Below are 19,625 nucleotides of genomic sequence, written 5' to 3'. Positions count from 1 at the left end.
CGCGAACCGGTGCCGCGCCCCGCCCAAGCCCGAAACCGCGACATCACGGTGCGTAGTACTCAAAGCGTATGGGCTGGACGGGGCGGCGCCGCGCCAGGGACACGCCCGCGCCACACGCGACTTGGCGAACCGTCTGGCTCATGGAGCGGAGTCGAGATAGTGTGCCGGACGTGGAGCTAAATGTCTCGACCGCGTCTCAGGGAGGTCACGCCGTCGTCACAGCGACCGGCGAGCTGGACCTGTACACCGCGCCCAGGCTGCAGGCGGCCCTCGCGGGGCTGCTGCGCGGCGACGTCGACCGGATCGTGGTCGACCTGGCCGGCGTCGAGTTCTGCGACTCGACCGGCATGAACGTGCTGCTCTCGGCCATGAAGCGGATCAAGGAGCAGGGCGGCTCGCTCGAGCTCGCCGCGCCGCGTCCGGCCGTGAAGCGGATCCTGCAGGTCACCGGACTCGACACCGTGTTCACCGTGACCGACGACGCGGCGCCCGCCCTGGACTGATCGGCCGCCGGTCGCCTCGCCGTCGCCGGTTGTTCACGGCGGCATGCCCGCCCGCCGACTACGATCGCGGATATGCAGGACGCGGATACGCAGGGTGTAGCGGTGATCATCCCGGCCAAGGACGAGGCCGACCGCATCGCGGCCACCGTCAAGGCCGCGCAGGAGCTGCCCGGGGCCGACCTGATCGTCGTCGTCGACGACGGTTCGTCCGACCGGACCGGGCCGGTGGCGGCGCAGGCGGGGGCCCGGGTCGTGCGGCACGCCCGCAACCGGGGCAAGGGCGCCGCGATGGAGACCGGCGCGGAGGCCGTCCGGCTGCTGGGCGAGGGCCGTGACCAGCCCCGCCACCTGCTGTTCCTGGACGCCGACCTGGCCGAGACGGCCGCCGAGGCGGCACCGCTCGTCGCGCCGGTGCTGGCCGGCGAGGCCGACATGACGATCGCCGCGTTCTCCTCGACGGTGAAGCTCGGCGGGCACGGGTTCGTCGTCCGGCTGTCCCGCGACGGCATCCGCCGCGCCACCGGCTGGGAGGCGACGCAGCCGCTGAACGGCCAGCGCTGCCTGACCCGCGCCGCGTTCGACGCCGCGCTGCCGCTCGCCGCCGGGTTCGGCGTGGAGACCGGCCTCACCATCGACCTGCTGCGCAAGGGCTTCCGGGTGGCGGAGGTGGAGGTGCCGCTGGCGCACCGCGCGACCGGCACCGACTGGCGCGCGCAGCTGCACCGCGGCCGCCAGTTCCGCGACGTGGCCAGGGCGCTGGCCGTGCGCGAGCCGGTCGTGGCCGAGCAGCTCGCCCGCCTGCGCGGCCGCCGCACGTGACCCGCCCCGGTCCCGCGCGGCCGGGGACCGCCGGGCTGTGGGCCATCGGGGCCTCCCTCTGCTGCTTCCTCGCCACCGCGCTGCTCGGGCCGTCCGCCTTCCAGCCCGCGATGGACGCGCGGTTCGGGGAGCCGCCGTACTCGCTGGACGTGCACCCGTCGCCGTACCTGGTGCTCGGGCTCGTCGTGGCGGGGGTCGCGGCGGGCACGGCGGGCCTCGCGCTGTGCTTCCTCGCCGTCCGGCGGGGGTGGCGCGTCCGGGCGTTCCCGCTGGTCGCGGCGGGACTGCTGGCGGCGGTCGCGTTCATGTTCATGCCGCCGGTCGGGTCGACCGACCATCTGAACTACGCGTCGTACGGGCGGATGGCGGCGACCGGGCACGACCCGTACGAGACCCGTGCGGTGGACCTGCCGAAGGACCCGGTGGCCGGGGCGCCCGAGGAGTGGCGGTCGACGCCGTCGGTGTACGGGCCGATCGCGACGGGGGAGCAGGCGGTCGCGTCGTGGATCGGCGGCGGCTCGGTGCGGCTGACGGTGTTCGTGCTGTCGGTGTTCAACGTCCTGGCGTTCGCGGTGACCGCGCTGATCCTCTACCGGACGTCCCGCGACGAGGACCGGCGGCTGCGGACCGCGCTGCTCTGGACGTGCAACCCGCTCCTGCTGTTCCACCTGATCTCCGGCGCGCACAACGACGTCCTGGCGATCGCGCCGATGGTGGCGGCGCTGACGGTGTTCGACACGTACGCGGCCGGCGGACGGTGGCGGATGTGGGGGAGCGCGCTGGCGGCCGGGGTCCTCACGGGCGTCGGCGGGGCGATCAAGATGCCGGCGGCGCTCGCGGGCGGCGGCCCGGCGTGGGTGCTGCTGCGCGAGGGGTGGAAGGGCCACCGGTGGCGGGCGCTCGGCGGGCTCGTCGCGCTGGCCGGGGGCGCCGCCGCGACGGCCGCGACCGCGTACGCGCTGGCCGGTCCGCACGCCCTCGACCAGGTGCACGAGGCGAGCAACATGGTGTCGTTCGCCACCCCCTGGCATCTCCTCGACCGGATGCTGGGCCGCGGCTCGCAGCGCGACGTGATCAAGACCGGCTCGCTGCTGCTCGGGATCGTCCTGTTCCTGCTGCTGGCGCGCGGCCTGCCGAAGGACGACCCGCTGGCGGAGCATCCGGGGCAGGTCGCCAACCGGCGGATGGCCACGGCGTTCGTCATGGCGTGGCTGCTGGCCGCGCCCTACGTGCTGCCCTGGTACGACGGGTTCGGCTGGGCGCTGCTGGCGCTGCTCCCCCTGTCGCGCATCGACTGGATCCTGCTGGCCCACACCGCCGCGCTCAGCCTCGCCTACCTTCCCGCGCGCGCGCCCCAGCGCATCGGGATGCCGCACGACCTGTCGTGGCTGTTCACCGTCGTCAGGCCGACGGTGATTCCGTGGACGCTGCTCGCGGTGCTCGCGGCCCTGGCTGTTCAGTGCCTTCGTCCAGGTCGAGCTCCAGCGACCGCACCGCGGCCGCCAGCATCAGCGGGGTCGCCAGGCTGAACGCCACCGACAGGATCACCACGCCCGAGTCGTTCACCAGCGTCCCGATGATGCCGACCGCGAGCGCGCAGATCAGCGCCGGGCGCATCGTCATGGTGTGCTGGTAGGCGCGGTGCAGCAGCGACACCGCCGGCCACCGCGTCGGCCGCGCCAGCACGAAGAACAGGAACACCAGCGCGGCGGCCAGCGCCAGCGTGAACGGCCAGTACCCGAGGCTGTTCAGCATCGCGTCGAACTTGCGGGTGACGACGTCCCAGGCGTTGCCGTCCATGAGGTCGCGCCAGAACCGGCCCATGTGGGTCGGGTTGGCGCTCCGCGAGTTCCACCAGGAGATCGCCAGCACCAGCGCGATCCCGGCCGCGCAGAACGCGCCGAGCTTCACCGGTGACACCCGCTTGCCGGTGATCATCATGCCGAGCATCGCGAACGCCGGGGTGATCGCGATGACGCCGCCGAAGTCGCTGCCCCAGGCCGGCAGGCCGTCGACCGCGACGGTGAGCAGCCCGATCGCCGCGACGATCCCCACCGAGACGGTCTTCGCGCGGCGGGACGCCCCGGCCGGGCCGCCCGGGTCCGGTTCGGCGCGGTGGCGGCGCAGCGGGAACTCGCACACCCACGCCGCCGTCAGGATCGCGGCCACCGCGAACAGCGAGAACGCCTGGTTGCCGAACCCGTAGAAGCGCCCGGCGACCAGCGCCGTGTACCCCATCAGCGTGTTGAGCTGGAGCGACGAGCCCGTCATCACGTCCAGCGCGAGGACGACCGCGGTGACCGCGGTGATCACCAGCCCGGGCAGGAACGCCGACCGGCGCCACGGGCCGGCCAGCGCGACGCCCGTCATCAGCCCCGCGAAGCCGAGCACCGCGCAGATCAGCACCGGGGTCGGGTGCGCGGCCCGCCACCACGGCATCAGCCCGGCCAGGAACGACGCGCCGGGCGCCGCTCCGCCGAGCAGCGCGATCACCCGCATGCCGCCGAGGATCCGGGCCCGCGAGCGCGGGTCGTTGCCGAGCCGCCGCAGCGCCAGCGCCGCGATCGCGTACAGGACGAGCTGCGTCGCGAACAGCACCCAGTAGAAGGAGGTCTGGACGGCGCGGATCGCCTGCGCGGCGACGTCCTCGTCCTCCAGGTCCTCGACGCGCGTGGCCGTGGAGTCGCCGGAGTGCTGGGACCGCCATGCGGACCCGACGGCCTGCTGCGGTTCCTTGAGCCCGAGCTGCTGGAACGCCGTCGACGTCAGGTCGGTGAGCGTGACCAGGCCGTCCTGGCGGGTCGCGCTGGAGGTGAGGAGGCCGGGCCCGTAGCCGCCGCCCTTGGCGACGGCCACGCGGAGGTGCGGGTTGACGCCGGTGTCGGACAGGCCCGCCACCAGGATCGTCGTCCCCGCCGGGACCTGGCTCACCACCTGCGCGACGCGGCGGTCGGCGGCGGACGCGGCGGCGGCGCGCTTGCCGTCGGGCACGGGGACCTGGTCGCCGTGCGGGTCGACGCCCGCGTTGAGGTAGGCGCGGAAGATCTCGTCCACGTCGACGGCGGCGAGCTGGCAGCGCGCCCAGTCGGCGGAGGCCGCCTGGTCGGTGGACGCGACGTAGCGGTCGACGCGGCCGCCGCCGTCGCCGGCGGCGAACACCGCGCCGGGGCCGACGGCGAGGGTGCAGCCGCCCGCCGCGTGGACGGCGTCGCCGAGCAGGCCGATCTGCGCGTGGTAGCCGGTGCCCGCGTTGTCGCTCTTGATCGCGGGCCAGCCGGGCGCGACGGCGCCGCCGGCGGGCGGCGCTCCCGCAGGGGCTGGCTGGCCCGGCAGGATCGGGGTCGGGGGCAGCGCGCAGTCGCCGTGCGCGAGCCGGGCCCGCTGGCCCGCCGACACCGTCAGCCAGCCGTCGGTGGGGCAGGTGCTGGTCCGCGTCGTGCGGACGCTGAGCCCGCCCGCCGAGCCGTCGCGGGTCAGCCCCCACAGCGCGGGGGTCGTCTTCGCGCTCACGTCGCTCCACATCAGGCCCGGAATCCCGATGATCACGACGCGTCCGCTGATCGCGGCCGCCTGCGCAGTCGAAGCGAGGGCGGGGGCGGGTGCGGCCGGCGCCGTCGCGGCGCTCGCCGCCGAAGGGGCGAGCACGGCGGTCAACAGGGCCACGGCGGCGACGAAAATCCCGATATTCGCCCCCCGCTGCGTCATGGCGCTCAGGTTACAAGAGCTTCACCATGGCGCGCCGGGCCTCCGGGCAGGGCGGGAGCGCTCCGGCACACCGCGCGCGGTGCGCTTCCGGGGTGCATATCCTTCGGGCTGGGCCACCGATCGGGCCCCGGCCCGGTCGGGCCCGACTACGCCAGGATGTGGGGATGCGAGCAGTCAGCGGGACGCGCGAGGCGGCCCGGCGGCCGGGGCGCGCGCGGGCCCGGTGGTCGCCGCTGGACGCGCTGATCGCGCTGGCCGGTGTCGCCGTCGTGGTGGCCGCCGTCACACCGATCGTCTCCCGGTGGCTCTACAACCAGCCCGACCAGCGGCTCGTCGACCTGGAGGTCTACCGGGAGGGCGGGCTGGCGGTGCTGCGCGGCGCGCCCCTGTACGACTTCCTGACCCAGCCGCCGCAGCTGCTGCCGTTCACCTACCCGCCGTTCGCGGCGCTCCTCGCCGTCCCGTTCACGCTGCTGTCGTGGCGGGCCGCGCAGTGGGCGTGGACGGTGCTGATCTACGCCGCGCTGGCGGTGGCCGTCTGGTACGCGTTCCGCGACCTGATCCGCCGCACCGGGCGGTGGGCGCCGCTGACGACCGGAGTGCTGGTCGCCGGGGCGGCCTGGCTCGACCCGGTCCGCGACCAGGTCCGGTTCGGGCAGGTCGGGGTGTTCCTGCTGGCGATGTGCCTGGCCGACTGCTGCACCCGCTCGCCGCGCTGGCCGCGCGGGCTGCTGGTCGGGCTGGCGCTGGCGATCAAGCTGGTGCCGGGCGTGTTCCTGGTCTACTTCCTGATCACCGGGCGCCGGGACGCGTTCGTGAACGCGCTGGCCACCGCGGTGGTGGCGACGCTGGGCGGGTTCGCGGTGCTGCCACACGCCTCGGCCGCCTACTGGTTCGGCGCCCTGCTGCAGGGCGGCGACCGGACCGGCGCCGTCGACGGGACGACGAACCAGGCGATCAACGGGATCGTCGCGCGGGTCCTCGACCAGGGCCCCGCCCGGACGGCCGTGTGGCTCGTCCTCGCGCTGGCCATGGCGTACGCCGGCTTCAAGCTGGCGCGCCGGGCGACGTACGCGGCGGACGCCCTGGCCGGCGCCCGCCCCGCCGTCACCGGACCGGTCGGGACCGACCACTGCGCCGCCGCCGACCCGGCGTCCGGTCCGGGCGCGTACGGCCTGCTGCTCGCCGGGGTCGCGATCACCGGGCTGCTGTCCGTGCTTCTGTCCCCCGTCGGGTGGATTCATCACCTTGTGTGGATCATCCCGGTCATCGGGGCTCTGGTGGGCGACGGGCGAGACACGCGAAGATGTCTCTTCGGCCTGATGTTCTGGATCTTCTTTCTGTTCCCGCTGCCCTGGTGGGGGTCGCACCTGTCCGGCACCGGACACCCTCCGATCGCCCGTTTCTGGGGCAGTCTGGAGCGTGATTCGTTCGGCCTCGCGGCGATCGTCGCCATCCTCCTGCTCGGGAACTGGCTCGTGCACCGCGTCACCCGGCGGGCCGGTCGCGAGGATCCTTCGCAACGGCAGGTCGAGGTGGGTACGCTCGCCACGTGATGCTTGTCGCGGTGGCCGTCGCCGGCCTGGTCGCCGGTGTGGCCGGGCTCTCCATCGCGGTGGTGGCCCACAATCGGGTGAACCAGGTCGTCGAAGAGTGCGGGGAAATGCTGAGGCGCCAACTCCAGGTGGCCTCCGGCGAGGTGGACGAACGCGCGCTGCGCGACCTCGCCATCGTGCATTACGACGCGCTCAAGGAGATGTCGGGGCACCGGTCCTTCTCGCTCGCCGTGCTCAACGCCGTCGGGGACGGCGTCGTGCTCAGCTCGATCAACGGGCGGACCGAGACCAGGACCTACGCCAAGGCCGTCCAGGGAGGGCATCCCGTCGAGATGCTCTCCCCCGAGGAGAACCAGGTGCTGCGCGCCGCCCGCCTGGGCAAGGGGCCCATCGTCTCGATGGACGACCCCCTGCCCGACTTCGGCGACCGCGCCTCCACCGCCCGCGCCTGACCGGGCCGCCACCGCCCGCACCTCTACCGCCCGCGCCCTGACCGGCCGCGGGACGCGCTCCCGCGCCCGACCGGCGCGCGAGCCCCGCCGTCGCACCCGGATTCCCGGGAACGTGCCCGGTCCGGGGCCGGAGGCGCGGCACCGCGCGCGCCCGCCGCCCCGGCCGGGACTTTACGCGGCGGCAAGTACACTCGTCTCTCTCGGCACCGCAGAAGCAGGTGCACCGCCGGACCGCGCCCTCGGGGGATCTTCGTGACCGCAGAAACCAGGCCAGAACGCTACGCCTACCTGGGTCCGCAGGGCACGTTCACCGAGGCCGCGCTCATGTCCCTGCCGGGCGCGGCCGCCGCCGAGCAGCTCCCGCTCGCCACCGTCCCCGCCGTCCTGGACGCGCTCCGCCGCGGCGAGGCCGACTCCGCCGTGGTCGCGCTGGAGAACTCCGTCGAGGGCTCCGTCCCCACCACGCTGGACGAGCTGGCCACCGGAGAGCCCCTCCAGATCGTCGCCGAGGTCCACCTGCCGGTCTCGTTCGCGCTGCTGGTGCGGCCCGGCACCGCGCTCGCCGACATCAAGACCGTCGCGTCGCACCCGATCGCGCAGCCGCAGTGCCGCCGCTGGCTCGCCGAGAACGTCCCGGACGCCGAGTGGCGGGCCGCCACGTCCAACGCCGAGGCCGCCCAGCACGTCGCCGACGGCCACTACGACGCCGCGCTCGCCGGCTCGTTCGCCGCCGCCCGCTACGGCCTCGCCGTCCTCGCCGAGGACATCCACGACGTCGCCGACGCCGTCACCCGGTTCGTCCAGCTGCGCCGCCCCTGCGCGCCGCCGGCCGCCACCGGCATGGACCGCACCAGCGTCGTCGCGTTCATCGGCGAGGACCACCCGGGCGCGCTGCTGGAGATCCTCACCGAGTTCTCCGTGCGCGGCATCAACCTGTCGCTGATCCAGTCCCGCCCGACCGGCGCCGGCCTCGGCTCGTACCTCTTCTGGATGGACCTCGAAGGGCACGTGGACGACGCCCGCGTCGGCGAGGCGCTGATGGGCCTGCGCCGCATCTGCGCGGACGTCCGCTTCGTCGGGTCCTACCCGCGCGCCGACCGCGTCCGCCCCGAGATCCGCCGCGGCACGCACGACAACGACTTCACTGAGGCCGCCGCCTGGCTCAGCACCATCCGCACCGGCCACGCCTGAGCCGCGCACGCCGCACGGCCAAGGCCGGGCGAAGCCCGGAGGAGGACCGGTCGGGCAACTCCTGGGTCGCGGAGGCCAGGCCCGACGGCCTGCACCTCTTCGACACTCTGTCGGACGACTGGGAGGGCCGCTACGCGCTGGCCGACGCGCTCGGTCCCACCCGCTCCGCGCCGCCCTCTGAGTTCGCCCGGGTCAGCGGGTCATGGGGGTCTCGCGCTCGACGTGGGACAGCTTCTCGGGATTGCGCACGTGGTAGAGGCCGGTGACGCGGCCGTTCTCGATCTGTACCGCGACCACGCCGTCGATCTCCCCGTCGATCCGCACGAGCAGCCCGGGAGCGCCGTTGACGTAGACCGGTTCGAGCACCCTTTCGCCGTCGCGCCTCCACCAGCCCACGGCCAGCAGTCGGGCGACGTTGCCGACCCCAACGACGGGCCGGAGGAGGGCATGCCTGACGCCGCCGCCGTCGTTCAGGGCGACGACGTCCGGCGCGAGGATGTCGAGCAGGCTCTGGAGCTCGCCGGTTTCGACGGCCCGCTGGAAGGCCAGAAGGGCGGCTCGCGTCTCGGCCGGGGTGGCGGAGCCGCGCGGCTGGCGCGCGGCGACGTGCGACCGCGCCCGGTAGGCGAGCTGGCGGACGGCGCTGGGACTCTTGCCGACGGCCTCGGCGATCTCCTCGTAGTCCAGGTCGAAGACCTCGCGCAGCACGAACACGGCCCGTTCGGTCGGCTGGAGCGTCTCCAGCACCAGCAGCATCGCCATCGAAACGCTGTCGGCGAGTTCGACGTCCTCGGCCACGTCCGGCGCGGTCAGCAGCGGCTCGGGCAGCCACGGCCCGACGTAGAACTCCTTGCGCCGGCCGAGCGCGCGCAGCCGGTCCAGGGCCTGGCGGGTGACGATCCGCACCAGGTAGGCGCGCTCCTCCCGCACGGTGGCCCGATCGACGCCCACCCAGCGCAGCCAGGTCTCCTGGAGGACGTCCTCGGCGTCGGTGGCCGAACCGAGCATCTCGTAGGCGACCGTGAACAGCAGGTTGCGGTGGGCGACGAACGCCTCGGTGGCGGAGTCCATCGGGTCGGCGGTGTCCACAGTGCGTTCGCTCATGCCCGGCTCCTGCCCGTCGGTTCGCAGCCCTTCTCCATGCACTAGACGCCGGTCCGCGCCGGTGCGTAACACGCCCTTCGCGATGACCCAGGTCACATGGCCGCGCTGTTACGGGGGCCGGGACGCCGCCGTCTCGTGTTCGTCAGGACGCCGCCCCTGACGGGCTCGCGGCGCCCCTTACAGGAAAGGCAGGAACGATGAGCAGCAGCAAGTTCGCCGTGGCGGGAGCGACCGGACGGCTCGGACGCCACGTCGTCGACGTCCTCACCGAACGGGGCCACCAGGTCGTGCCGATGGCACGGGCCACCGGCGTGGACGTCATCACCGGTAAGGGCCTGGCCGAGGCGCTCGCCGGGGCCGACGCCATCATCGACGTCGCGTCCTGGCACGCCTCCGAGGAGGAGGAGGCGACGGATTTCTTCCGCACGTCGGCCCGCAACCTGCACGAGGCCGGGCACGCGGCAGGGGTCGCCCACATCACCGTGGCGTCCATCATCGGCATCGACAAGACCACCGCCGGTTTCGGCGTCGCCAAGAAGGTGCACGAGCAGCTGCACCTGTCCGGGCTCCTCCCCGCCCGCATCCTGCGGGCCGCGCAGTTCCACGAGTTCGTCGGGCAGCTCATGGACTGGCAGCAGGGCGACGTCGCCTACATCCCGAACTGGCCCAGCCAGCTCGTCGCCGCGCGCACCGTGGCCGAGGCGCTGGTCGACCTGGCCGCCGACCCCGAGGGGCCCACCCCCGGAGGGCCGATCCCGGAGGTCGCCGGGCCCCGCAGGGAGATCGTCTCCGAAGCGGCCGCGCTTCTCGGTGCCCGCCGGGGCGTGAAGGTCGTCGGCGTCGCCGATCCCGGCCTGCCCGACGCCGAGTACGCCGCCGCGGGCGGCCTCCTGCCCGGCCCGCACGCCCGGCTCGCCGGCCCCACCTTCAAGGAGTGGCTCGACGCCCAGCCCTGACAACGGCCTGCACCCCCGCATCGAGCGTCGATCCGTGACCGGCCGGAGGCGGAAAATCCGGTGACCGAAATGTGATCACCGGGCCTTCCGGACGCGCCAACCGGCAGTCGATCTTGGACGTCTCCTGATCGTTCTCTGAACGCCAGCGGAGAGGCCCTTCCTTGCGCCGTACGTCGTCCTTCCTGGCCGCGACCGCCCTCGCGGCGTCGGCCGTGCTCGTCCCCACCGCCGCCCACGCGGACGCCGCCGGTGTGAAGGTGACCACCGCCTTCGACATCCTGGACCCGGACCGCGTGGCCACCATCGAGGTCGCCGCGACGTCGGCGTCCGGAGTCACCGGTGTCCGCGCGAACGTGCACTACCGGTCCCCCAGCGCGGAACCGTACGCCGCGCTCGAGTTCACGCGGGCAGGGGGGACGGACAACGACGGCGTCTGGCGGGCCGAACTGCGGCCCGACATCCAGAGCCGTCCCGGTCTCAGTTTCGTCGAGGTGCTCATCACCACGGCGGACGGAGCCACGTTCCGGAAGGTGACGTCGTTCGACGACTGCTACCGGACGACCATCGACGACTTCACGAGCTCGCCCTCCGTCATCGACATCGATCACTCGGACGTGACGCTGCGCGGCCGGGTCATGGTCCAGAAGAGCCGCGACACCGCGCCGGAGCCGGCGGTGGGCGTCCTGGTCGACGGGCCGGCGACGAAACCGGAGGCGACGACGGACCAGGACGGCCGGTACGTCCAGCAGTTCACCGGCACGCCGTGGCCGGGAAGCTACGTCCACCGGCAGGGACAGCTGTGCCCCGTGAGCGCACCCGCGAACCCGACGGTGAACCTGCAGGCCATGGAGATCACCGCGCAGGCGACGCCGTCCGCGCCGATGACCGCCCAGGGGGACGTGGTGGTGAGGGGAAAGGTCGTGCGGCACGGAGCCGCCGGCACGGTCCCCGTCGCCGGTGTCCCGGTGTGGGTGGAGGTGCCGAAAGACCTGCTGTACTTCGACCCGCCCGGCGCTGTGTCGACGGGGCCGGACGGGACGTTCCAGATCACCTTCAAAGCGGGATGGACCGTCGGGAAGTCCGGCAAGCTCACGGTGCACGCCTCGGACAGCAGTGGCTTCCTCGCCGAGGGCAAGGCCGAGCTGGGTCCGTTCACCATCGGCAACGCCACCCGGATCACGGACTTCACCGTGGGGCGGCGCCCGCTGCCTTACGGCGACCCGATCGAGGCGTCCGGACGGCTGGCGCTGCTCCCGAACTCCAACGGGATCACGAACCTGCCGGTGGATCTCGAGTTCTCCCGGGACGGCAAGAAGTGGACCCTGTTCCAGCGGGAACCGCAGTACCCGGGGACCTTCTACTTCTCGCCGAACACACTTCCGAAGGAGGACGGTTACTGGCGGGCCAGGTACGCGGGCAGCGCGCTCGTCGGCCCGTCCGTCAGCAACTCCGTCTACGTCGACATCAAGTACCGGACGCAGATCTACAACTTCAACGCCTCCCCTGAGCCGGTGAAGAAGGGCAAGACCATCACGGTCAAGGGCCTGCTGTACCGCTTCATGGACAAGGCGGTTCCCGGCCCTAACGCGCCGGTGTCGATCTACTTCAAGCCGTCGGGCTCGACGAAGTGGTCCCAGGTGGCGGTCGTGAAGACGGCGTCCAACGGGTGGTTCAGCAAGAACTTCAAGGCGGCCAAGGACGGCACGTGGATGGCCTCCTACAACGGCAGCGCGAACTACATCACCTCCAACAAGCCCAGCGACTACGTGGATGTCCGATGAGTCGCCGCGGGAAGGCGACCAAGGCGTCCCTCGCGGCCGCCGCCGTGACGGCGGCGAGTGTCGTCGCCCCGGCGGTCGCCCATGCGGAGATCCATGACGTCCAGTTGACGTCGGCCTTCGACCGGATGTCGCACGATCGGATCGCGACCTTCACGCTCAAGGCCAAGTCGTCCGACGGGATCGTCGCCGTCGACGGCACGGCGGTGAATCCGCCCGCCGCCGCTCCTTATGCGGCGCTGCGGTTCACGCTCGTCGACGGCACCGACAAGGACGGCACCTGGCAGGCCGCGCTCCGGGCCGACGCGGAGGAACACCCGGGCACGAACATCGTCCAGGTGACCGTCCGGTCCGCCGACGGCTCCACGTCGAGCCGGTCCGGCGGATTCGTCGACTGCCATCCGACTTCCATCACCGATGTCGGATACGCCCCGAAGACGATCGACATCGAGCACCCGGACGTGACCTACCAAGGGCGGGTCATGGTGCGAAAGTACCGCGACGAACCCCTCGAACCCGCCGAGGGAGCGACGGTGAGGGCGGGGAACGGCACTGCGCGCACCGGGGCGGACGGAGCGTTCACCCTCACCGCCACAGATCCCTCGATGTCGGTGTCGGTCGCACGGCAAGGGGCGTTGTGCGGGGCCACGGAGTCGACCCCGCTGACGGTCGTCAAGGAGGCGACCGAGACGACGGCGCGGCTCGTGTCGGTGCGTCCCACGCGCGATGGAGCCGAGGTCACCGTCCACGGCACGGTCATGCGGGACGGCTCGGCCGGCCCCATGCCCGTCAGCGGCCTCTCGGTCACGATCGACTACCAGGAGGGAACGGCGAACACCGTCGCCGTGCCGAAGACGAGCGGCGGTACGTGGCCGACAACGGGCGCCGACGGGACCTTCGACGCGTCCTTCCCGGTGACGCGGTCGGGCCGGCTCCTGATCGAGACGCCCGAGACGTTCTTCCTGACCGGCGGGTCCGTCGATCTCGGGACGGTGGACCTGTCCAGGACCGCGCGGATCTCCGGCCTCACCTACTCGCCGCGGCCACTGGCGTACCGCGGCTCGTTGGAGGTGACCGGAAAGCTCGTCGGCGACTGGGGCGCGATCGCCGGCGCACCGGTGTTCCTGGAGTTCTCCACCGACGGCAAGACGTGGGCGCGCGCCACGTCCGGCACGACGACGGCGGCCGGCGGCTTCGACTTCTTCGCCGCGGACGCGCACACGGAGAAGGACGGCTATTGGCGGGTCCGGTACGCGGGGGACGGGCTTTACAAGCCGCTCGTCACCACTCCCACCTTCGTCGACGTGCGGTACGGGACGGCCATCGCCGGGTTCAACGCTTCTCCTGAGCCGGTGAAGAAGGGGAAGAGCATCACCGTCAAAGGGCAGCTGTTCCGGTACATGGACAAGAAGCTGCCTGGGCCGAACGCGCCGGTCTCCCTCTACTTCCAGGTCAAGGGCTCGTCGAAGTGGACGCAGGTGGCGGTCGTGAAGACGGCGTCCAACGGCTGGTTCAGCAAGACGTTCAAGGCCACCCAGGACGGCACGTGGAAGGCCTCCTACAACGGCAGCGCCGCATACCTCGCCTCCAACAAGCCCACCGACTTCGTGGACGTGCAATGAGAGGCGCGTGACGAGGTCGAGGCGGGCTCGCCCTTCGGGCGGAGGACCGGGTGACAGGACCGCCGGTTACGGGGACGTAGGTTGGCGTACGCTGCCCTCGTGGTCGACTTTGATCTTTACGAGCGCGAGCTGTGGGCCGGGCGCGCCCCCGCGTACGAGCGGGGATTCGCCCGGATGACGCGGTACATGGTCGGGCCGCTGCTCGACGCGGCGGGCGTCGCGGCGGGGACCCGGGTGCTCGAGGTCGGCACGGGGCCGGGCTTCGTGGCGGCGGAGGCGGTGCGGCGCGGCGCGGAGGTGTCCGCGCTGGACGCCGAGCCGGGCATGGCGGAGACGGCGCGGCGGAACGTGCCGGGGCTGGACGTCCGGGTGGCGGTGCTGCCGGAGGTGCCGTTCCCGGACGGGACGTTCGACGCGGCCGTCGGCAACTTCGTCATCAACCACGTCGGCGCGCCGGACGCGGCGCTCGCCGGGCTGCGGCGGGTGCTGCGGCCGGAGGGGCGGCTGGCGCTGAGCTGCTGGGTGATGCCGGGCGTCGGCGCGCTCGCGGTCGTGCGGGAGGCGATGGACGCGGCCGGGGTGCCGTGGCCGGACGACATCCCGCCGTCGCCGTTCATGGAGTACGGCGAGGCGATGGCGTTCCAGCGGCTGGTGGTGGAGGCGGGCTTCGCCGACGTGGCGGTCGAGGAGGTGACCTGGGAGCACGTCGTCGACCCCGAGGAGTGGTGGGAGACGGGCGCGCTGTCCAGGGTCGGCAGCAACGGCGTCGCGGTGAGCCGGCAGGACGCGGCGACCGTCGCGCGGATCAAGGCGGAGTACGACCGGATCGTCGCCGGGTACGCCCTGCCGGACGGCGCCGACGGTGCGGACGGCGTCGACGGCATGCGCGTGGCGCTGCCCGCGCACGCGCTGCTGGCGAGCGCGCGCCGCTGACCGGCCGCCGCGGCGCGGGCATCGGATCGCGCGCGGACGGCGACCCGACCGGACCGCGATACTCGCGCGCGCCGGAGGGCTCGGGGCCGGTAGCCTCGGGTCTGTGATTGACCTGCGAGCTCTTCGAGAGGATCCCGAGCGGCTGCGCGCCTCGCAGCGCGCCCGCGGTGAGGATGACGCCGTCGTCGACCGGCTGCTGGACCTGGACGGGAGGCGGCGCTCCGCGCTGACCTCGTTCGAGCAGCTGCGCGCCGAGCAGAAGAGTTTCGGCAAGTCGGTGTCGCGGGCGCAGGGCGACGAGCGGCAGGCGCTGCTGGCCCGCGCGAAGGAGCTGGCGCAGCAGGTCAAGGACCGGGAGGCGGAGGCCGACCGGCTCGGCGAGGAGCTGGACGCGGCGCTGAAGGGCGTGCCGAACCTGATCGAGGAGGGCGCCCCGCCCGGCGGTGAGCAGGACTACGTCGTCCTGGAGCACGTCGGCGAGCCCACCGCGTTCGACTTCGAGCCGAAGGACCACCTGGAGCTGGGCGAGAGCCTCGGCGCGATCGACATGGAGCGCGGCGCGAAGGTGTCGGGCGCCCGGTTCTACTACCTGACCGGGGTCGGCGCGCGGCTGCAGTACGCGCTGCTGAACCTGGCGATGGAGCAGGCGGTCGCGAGCGGGTTCGTGCCGATGTACCCGCCGGTGCTGGTGAAGCCGGAGGCCATGGAGGGCACCGGGTTCCTCGGCGCGCACGCGGCGGAGGTGTACCAGCTCCCGCAGGAGGAGCTGTACCTGGTGGGGACGTCCGAGGTGCCGCTCGCCGCGTACCACATGAACGAGATCATCGACGAGCTGCCGCGGCGGTACGTGGCGTGGTCGTCGTGCTTCCGCCGCGAGGCCGGCTCGTACGGCAAGGACACGCGCGGCATCATCCGGGTCCACCAGTTCGACAAGGTGGAGATGTTCTCCTACTGCGACCCGGCGGACGCGCACGCCGAGCACCTGCGGCTCCTGGAGTGGGAGAAGGAGATGCTCGCGAAGGTCGAGATCCCGTACCGGGTGATCGACGTGGCGGCGGGCGACCTCGGGGCGAGCGCGGCGCGCAAGTACGACTGCGAGGCGTGGGTGCCGACGCAGAACACCTACCGCGAGGTCACGTCGACGTCGAACTGCACCGAGTTCCAGGCGCGGCGCCTGTCGGTGCGGTACAAGGACGCCGACGGGAAGAACCAGCCCGTCGCGACGCTGAACGGGACGCTGGCGACGACGCGCTGGATGGTCGCGATCCTGGAGAACCACCAGCGGGCGGACGGTTCGGTGCGCGTCCCGGAGGCGCTGCAGAAGTTCCTGGGCCTGGAGGTCCTCGAGCCCGTGAAGCGCTGAACGACCGAGCGAAAAGGGCCCGTCCGCGTGCCGGACGGGCCCTTTTCGCTATTTCAGGAGCCGGTTGCGCAGCGCGGCCCGGGTGGCGGCGTCGATGCCGAGGCCCTTGGCGACGAACGCGTCGAACGTCCCGTAGTCCCGCGTGATCTGGTCGAACGCGGTGTCCAGGTAGGAGGCGCGGACGGTCAGGAACGGCTCGGCGAGGGCCGGGTCGATGCCGACCTTCTCCAGCTCGGCGAGCTCGGCGGCGTTCTGGCCGGCGAGCTCCTGGTTGGAGCGCAGGTAGTCGGCGTACACCTGGGCCTTGGGGACGCCGAGGACGGTGAGCAGGATCGCGGTCATGACGCCGGTGCGGTCCTTGCCCTCGGTGCAGTGGTAGAGGACGGGGCCCTTGCCGGACGCGATGCGGGTGAGCGCGGTGGCGAACTGCTTGCGGGAGTCGGGGTCGTGGACGAACCCGCGGTACGACAGCGCCATGAACTCGCCGGGCTTGTCCTGCGCGAGGATCGCCTTGAGCAGGTCGGGGACCATCGTCAGCAGCGTCGGCGAGAACGCGTTGATGTTCGCGGCGACGGGCGCGACCCCGGCGGGCAGCTTGTCGGCGCCCGACATGCCGACTTCGAGCTGCGAGCGGAAGTCGACGGAGGCGGCCAGCCCGAGCCGCTGGAGCTGCGCGACGCCGGTGGCGGTGACCTTGCTGAGCGACGCGGACCGGTAGACGAGGCCGTAGCGCACGTGCCGGCCGTCCCGTGCCGTGTATCCGCCGATGTCGCGGACGTTGACGGCGCCGTCCACCGCGATGTCGCGGACGGTGGAGGCGGTCTGTGCGGCCATCGGCGGCGCGGCGGACGCGGAGGCCGGGAGGGTGAAGGGGGCCAGCGCGACGGCGCCCGCGAGCGCGGCCGACACCAGGCGGGGGGTTCGGGAGGTCATCTGCTGCCTTCCGCACGCGGGGGGAGGGAACGTGAAGAAGATTCGGATGACCCCACACCCTAGGTGCGCGGCGGGCGGGGCGGAAGGGCCGTGGCGGGAACAGGACGCGAACGCGTGAAGAAGCGGCGTATCCCACCGAACCGGCACCTTCGCCCGAACTTCGAGCGCACCGGTCGAACCGAGTGCGACCGGATGGACGGGGCGACCGGGCGGATATCCCGTCGGACCCGTCGCCTAAGGTGAGTCCGAGCCGACCTGGAAGGTGACATGACCGAACCTGCGCCGCGCGTGATCGCCACCGACCTCGACGGCACGATCGTGCGCTCCGACGGGACCATCTCCGCCCGCACCGTCGCCGCCCTCGAGCGCGTCGAGCAGGCCGGCGCGATGCTCGTCATGGTCACCGGCCGCCCCCCGCGCTGGATGACGGAGATCGCCGCCGCCGTCCGGCACCGCGGCCTCGCCATCTGCGCGAACGGAGCCCTCGTCTACGACCTGCACTCCGAGACCGTCGTGCACGCCCGGCAGATCCCGCCGGACGTGCTCGCCGAGGCCGTCGACCGGCTGCGCGGCGTGTCGCCCGGCTTCCGGTTCGCCGTCGAGTACCCGACCGGTTTCGTGTTCGAGGCCAGCTACGACCTGTCCCGCTGGGACGCCGAGGCGCTCGGCGGCCGGCCCGTCGACGGCGCCGAGCTGATCGCGAGCCCCGGCACCAAGCTGCTCGCCTTCCACCCCGACGCGAACCCCGACGAGCTGGCCGCGCGGGCCGAGAAGGCCGTCGGGGACCTCGTCACGGTCACCCACTCGTCCGGGCGGGGGCTGCTGGAGATCAGCGCGCACGGCGTCACCAAGGCCAGCGCCCTCGCCGACCTGTGCGCCGAGCACGGCATCGGCCCCGCCGACGTCACCGCGTTCGGCGACATGCCCAACGACCTGCCGATGCTCGCGTGGGCGGGCACGTCGTACGCGGTCGCGAACGCGCACCCGCTCGTCCTCGCCGCCGTGACGCACAGGACGTCCCGCAACGACGACGACGGCGTGGCGCAGATCCTGGAACGCCTGTTCCCGTGACCGCGGCCGCACCCGTGGTGCCGGGTGCGGCCGCCGTTCCGACGTCCTACAGGTAGGGACCGGACGAGCGGGGTCCCTCCTCCTGCTGCTGCTCCATGCCCTGCGGCATCATCCCCGCGGGCAGTGCCCGGCGCATCTGCTCCAGCTGCGCGCGCGCCGCCATCTGCTGCGCGAACAGCGTCGTCTGGATGCCGTGGAACAGCCCCTCCAGCCAGCCGACCAGCTGCGCCTGCGCGATCCGCAGCTCGCCCTCGCTCGGCACGGACTCGTCGGCGAACGGCAGCGACAGCCGCTCCAGCTCCTCGACCAGCTCCGGGGCCAGGCCGTCCTCGAGCTCCTTGATGGACGACTTGTGGATCTCCCGCAGCCGGGCCCGGCTCGCCTCGTCCAGCGGGGCGGCCTTGACCTCGTCCAGCAGCTGGCGGATCATCCCGCCGATCCGCATGACCTTCGCGGGCTGCTCGACCATCTCGGTGATCGACTTGCCCTCGTGCTCGCCGCCCTCGCCCGCGCTCTCCATGGCGATGCCGTTCGGCCCGACCACGAGCACGTGCGGTTCCTGTTCCGACTGGTTCTTCGAAGGCTCGCTCATATCTCCCTCATCCTCACACGGTCAGCAGGATCTTGCCGACGTGGCCGCTCTCCTCCATCAGCCGGTGCGCCGCGGCGGCGTCGGCGATCGGCACGCGCCGGTCGACCACCGGGCGGACCTTCCCCGACTCCAGCAGCGGCCACACGTGCTCGCGGACGGCCGCCACGATCTCCGCCTTCTCCTCCAACGGACGGGATCGCAGCGCCGTTGCGTGGACGAGCGCCCTTTTCCGCAGCAGCGCGTTGATGTCCAGCTCCGCCCTCGTGCCGCCCTGCAGGCCGATGATCATCAGCCGCCCGCCGGTCGCGAGGGCCTCGACGTTCCGCGCCAGGTACTTCGCGCCGATCACGTCCAGGATCACGTCGTACGGGCCGCTCTCGACGAAGTCGTCCTCGCGGTAGTTGACGACGACGTCGGCGCCCAGCTCGCGGCAGCGGTCCGCCTTCTCCGCGCTGCCGACGGTGCACGCCACCCTCGCGCCGCGCGCCTTCGCCAGCTGGATCGCGAGCGTCCCGATGCCGCTGCCGCCGCCGTGCACCAGGAACGTCTCCCCGGCGCCCAGCCCGGCGAGCATGAACACGTTCGACCACACCGTGCACGCCACTTCCGGCAGCCCGGCCGCGTCCACGAGGTCGACACCGGACGGTACCGGGAGCACCTGCGACGCGGGCACGGCGACCAGCTCGGCGTAGCCCCCGCCGGACAGCAGCGCGCACACCTCGTCGCCCGGTGCGAGGCCCGTCACTCCCTCGCCCAGCGCGGCGACCCGTCCCGACACCTCCAGCCCCGGATACGGCGGGGCGCCCTCGGGCGGGTCGTAGAAGCCCATCCGCTGCATGACGTCCGCGCGGTTCACCGCGCTCGCCGCCACCTCGACCAGCACCTCGCCGGGCCCCGGCTCCGGATCGGGCACCCGCGTCCATTCCAGGACGTCGGCGTCCCCCGGCTCGCGAATCACGATCGCATGCATGACGGTCACGCTACCGGGCGAGGGGCGGGCGCACTTCCGCGCGTCCGGACACCGCCTCCGGCGCCCTCCGCGCGGCC

General features: G+C 72.8%; 16 protein-coding genes and 1 pseudogene. 12 read left to right on the top strand and 5 right to left on the bottom strand.

The features are described from left to right. The first annotated feature begins 170 nt into the window (after positions 1–170). From J4557_RS22840 to mptB, 3 genes and pseudogenes are all read left to right on the top strand, one after another. Positions 171–503, top strand: coding sequence for an STAS domain-containing protein (locus tag J4557_RS22840; protein WP_190851203.1), 333 nt, complete (start codon positions 171–173; stop codon positions 501–503). 72 nt (positions 504–575) lie between these two features. Beyond that, positions 576–1,322 carry a glycosyltransferase family 2 protein gene (locus J4557_RS22835; RefSeq protein ID WP_208268752.1) on the top strand — a complete coding sequence of 249 codons (747 nt, stop codon included), beginning with the start codon at positions 576–578 and terminating at the stop codon, positions 1,320–1,322. Positions 1,323–1,432: 110 nt separating this feature from the next. Then, a pseudogene (gene mptB, locus J4557_RS49795) lies at positions 1,433–2,176 on the top strand (polyprenol phosphomannose-dependent alpha 1,6 mannosyltransferase MptB); the annotation flags it as partial. A 547-nt stretch (positions 2,177–2,723) separates the two neighbouring features. On the opposite strand, the gene J4557_RS49790 reads toward mptB, so the two are convergent. Then, entirely contained in the window at positions 2,724–4,985 is a 2,262-nt protein-coding gene (locus tag J4557_RS49790; protein ID WP_307800139.1) for a hypothetical protein, read from the bottom strand. A 206-nt stretch (positions 4,986–5,191) separates the two neighbouring features. On the opposite strand from J4557_RS49790, the gene J4557_RS22825 reads away from it, so the two are divergent. The 3 genes from J4557_RS22825 to pheA all read left to right on the top strand — a co-directional run bounded on the left by J4557_RS22825 (position 5,192) and on the right by pheA (position 8,226). After that, on the top strand, positions 5,192–6,583 hold the full coding sequence (locus J4557_RS22825; protein ID WP_208268750.1) for a glycosyltransferase 87 family protein: 1,392 nt from the start codon (positions 5,192–5,194) through the stop codon (positions 6,581–6,583). Beyond that, positions 6,583–7,035 carry a DUF4446 family protein gene (locus tag J4557_RS22820; protein WP_190851383.1) on the top strand — a complete coding sequence of 151 codons (453 nt, stop codon included), beginning with the start codon at positions 6,583–6,585 and terminating at the stop codon, positions 7,033–7,035. Before J4557_RS22825 ends, J4557_RS22820 begins: the two co-directional genes overlap by 1 nt. Positions 7,036–7,287: 252 nt before the next feature. Continuing rightward, positions 7,288–8,226 (top strand): prephenate dehydratase, encoded by a 939-nt coding sequence (pheA, locus tag J4557_RS22815; protein WP_307800138.1) that lies wholly within the window; start codon positions 7,288–7,290, stop codon positions 8,224–8,226. 192 nt (positions 8,227–8,418) lie between these two features. Here pheA and J4557_RS22810 read toward each other — a convergent pair whose 3' ends face one another. Then, positions 8,419–9,330, bottom strand: a complete 912-nt coding sequence (locus J4557_RS22810) for an RNA polymerase sigma-70 factor (RefSeq protein WP_208268749.1) — start codon at positions 9,328–9,330, stop codon at positions 8,419–8,421. Positions 9,331–9,527: 197 nt separating this feature from the next. Here J4557_RS22810 and J4557_RS22805 point away from each other — a divergent pair, with 197 nt between their 5' ends. The 5 genes from J4557_RS22805 to serS all read left to right on the top strand — a co-directional run bounded on the left by J4557_RS22805 (position 9,528) and on the right by serS (position 15,982). Then, positions 9,528–10,286, top strand: coding sequence for an SDR family oxidoreductase (locus tag J4557_RS22805; protein WP_208268748.1), 759 nt, complete (start codon positions 9,528–9,530; stop codon positions 10,284–10,286). A 161-nt stretch (positions 10,287–10,447) separates the two neighbouring features. Continuing rightward, positions 10,448–12,067, top strand: a complete 1,620-nt coding sequence (locus J4557_RS22800; RefSeq protein WP_208268747.1) for a hypothetical protein — start codon at positions 10,448–10,450, stop codon at positions 12,065–12,067. Then, complete coding sequence (locus tag J4557_RS22795; protein WP_208268745.1) at positions 12,064–13,686, top strand: hypothetical protein; 1,623 nt, start codon at positions 12,064–12,066, stop codon at positions 13,684–13,686. The genes J4557_RS22800 and J4557_RS22795 overlap by 4 nt, the downstream gene beginning before the upstream one ends. Before the next feature lie 99 nt (positions 13,687–13,785). Then, positions 13,786–14,619: a class I SAM-dependent methyltransferase gene (locus tag J4557_RS22790; protein ID WP_208268743.1), complete on the top strand. Its 834-nt coding sequence runs from the start codon at positions 13,786–13,788 to the stop codon at positions 14,617–14,619. A 103-nt stretch (positions 14,620–14,722) separates the two neighbouring features. Next, positions 14,723–15,982, top strand: a complete 1,260-nt coding sequence (serS, locus tag J4557_RS22785) for a serine--tRNA ligase (protein ID WP_208268742.1) — start codon at positions 14,723–14,725, stop codon at positions 15,980–15,982. A gap of 48 nt (positions 15,983–16,030) precedes the next feature. On the opposite strand, the gene J4557_RS22780 is transcribed toward serS, so the two are convergent. Then, positions 16,031–16,915, bottom strand: coding sequence for a tyrosine-protein phosphatase (locus J4557_RS22780; protein WP_208268741.1), 885 nt, complete (start codon positions 16,913–16,915; stop codon positions 16,031–16,033). A gap of 267 nt (positions 16,916–17,182) precedes the next feature. Here J4557_RS22780 and J4557_RS22775 point away from each other — a divergent pair, with 267 nt between their 5' ends. Then, entirely contained in the window at positions 17,183–17,986 is an 804-nt protein-coding gene (locus J4557_RS22775) for an HAD family hydrolase (RefSeq protein ID WP_208268740.1), read from the top strand. 46 nt (positions 17,987–18,032) lie between these two features. Here J4557_RS22775 and J4557_RS22770 read toward each other — a convergent pair whose 3' ends face one another. Both J4557_RS22770 and J4557_RS22765 read right to left on the bottom strand, forming a co-directional pair. Further along, positions 18,033–18,578 (bottom strand): bacterial proteasome activator family protein, encoded by a 546-nt coding sequence (locus J4557_RS22770; protein WP_208268739.1) that lies wholly within the window; start codon positions 18,576–18,578, stop codon positions 18,033–18,035. 13 nt (positions 18,579–18,591) lie between these two features. Next, positions 18,592–19,548: an NAD(P)H-quinone oxidoreductase gene (locus tag J4557_RS22765; protein ID WP_208268738.1), complete on the bottom strand. Its 957-nt coding sequence runs from the start codon at positions 19,546–19,548 to the stop codon at positions 18,592–18,594. Positions 19,549–19,625: the final 77 nt, after the last annotated feature.

Source organism: Actinomadura nitritigenes, from assembly GCF_017573545.1.
GTDB lineage: Bacteria > Actinomycetota > Actinomycetes > Streptosporangiales > Streptosporangiaceae > Spirillospora > Spirillospora nitritigenes.
Note: the sequence above shows the minus strand (reverse complement) of the source record. Positions and strands in the feature narration are given on the sequence as shown.

Bases quoted from the DNA above. Each gene is read 5' to 3' on its own strand.
- J4557_RS22820 (WP_190851383.1), top strand. From the start codon at position 6,583: ATGCTTGTCGCGGTGGCCGTCGCCGGCCTGGTCGCCGGTGTGGCCGGG.
- J4557_RS22775 (WP_208268740.1), top strand. From the start codon at position 17,183: ATGACCGAACCTGCGCCGCGCGTGATCGCCACCGACCTCGACGGCACG.
- J4557_RS22810 (WP_208268749.1), bottom strand. From the start codon at position 9,330: ATGAGCGAACGCACTGTGGACACCGCCGACCCGATGGACTCCGCCACC.
- J4557_RS22825 (WP_208268750.1), top strand. From the start codon at position 5,192: ATGCGAGCAGTCAGCGGGACGCGCGAGGCGGCCCGGCGGCCGGGGCGC.
- J4557_RS22805 (WP_208268748.1), top strand. From the start codon at position 9,528: ATGAGCAGCAGCAAGTTCGCCGTGGCGGGAGCGACCGGACGGCTCGGA.
- J4557_RS22770 (WP_208268739.1), bottom strand. From the start codon at position 18,578: ATGAGCGAGCCTTCGAAGAACCAGTCGGAACAGGAACCGCACGTGCTC.
- J4557_RS22835 (WP_208268752.1), top strand. From the start codon at position 576: ATGCAGGACGCGGATACGCAGGGTGTAGCGGTGATCATCCCGGCCAAG.
- J4557_RS22795 (WP_208268745.1), top strand. From the start codon at position 12,064: ATGAGTCGCCGCGGGAAGGCGACCAAGGCGTCCCTCGCGGCCGCCGCC.
- J4557_RS22765 (WP_208268738.1), bottom strand. From the start codon at position 19,548: ATGCATGCGATCGTGATTCGCGAGCCGGGGGACGCCGACGTCCTGGAA.
- J4557_RS22780 (WP_208268741.1), bottom strand. From the start codon at position 16,915: ATGACCTCCCGAACCCCCCGCCTGGTGTCGGCCGCGCTCGCGGGCGCC.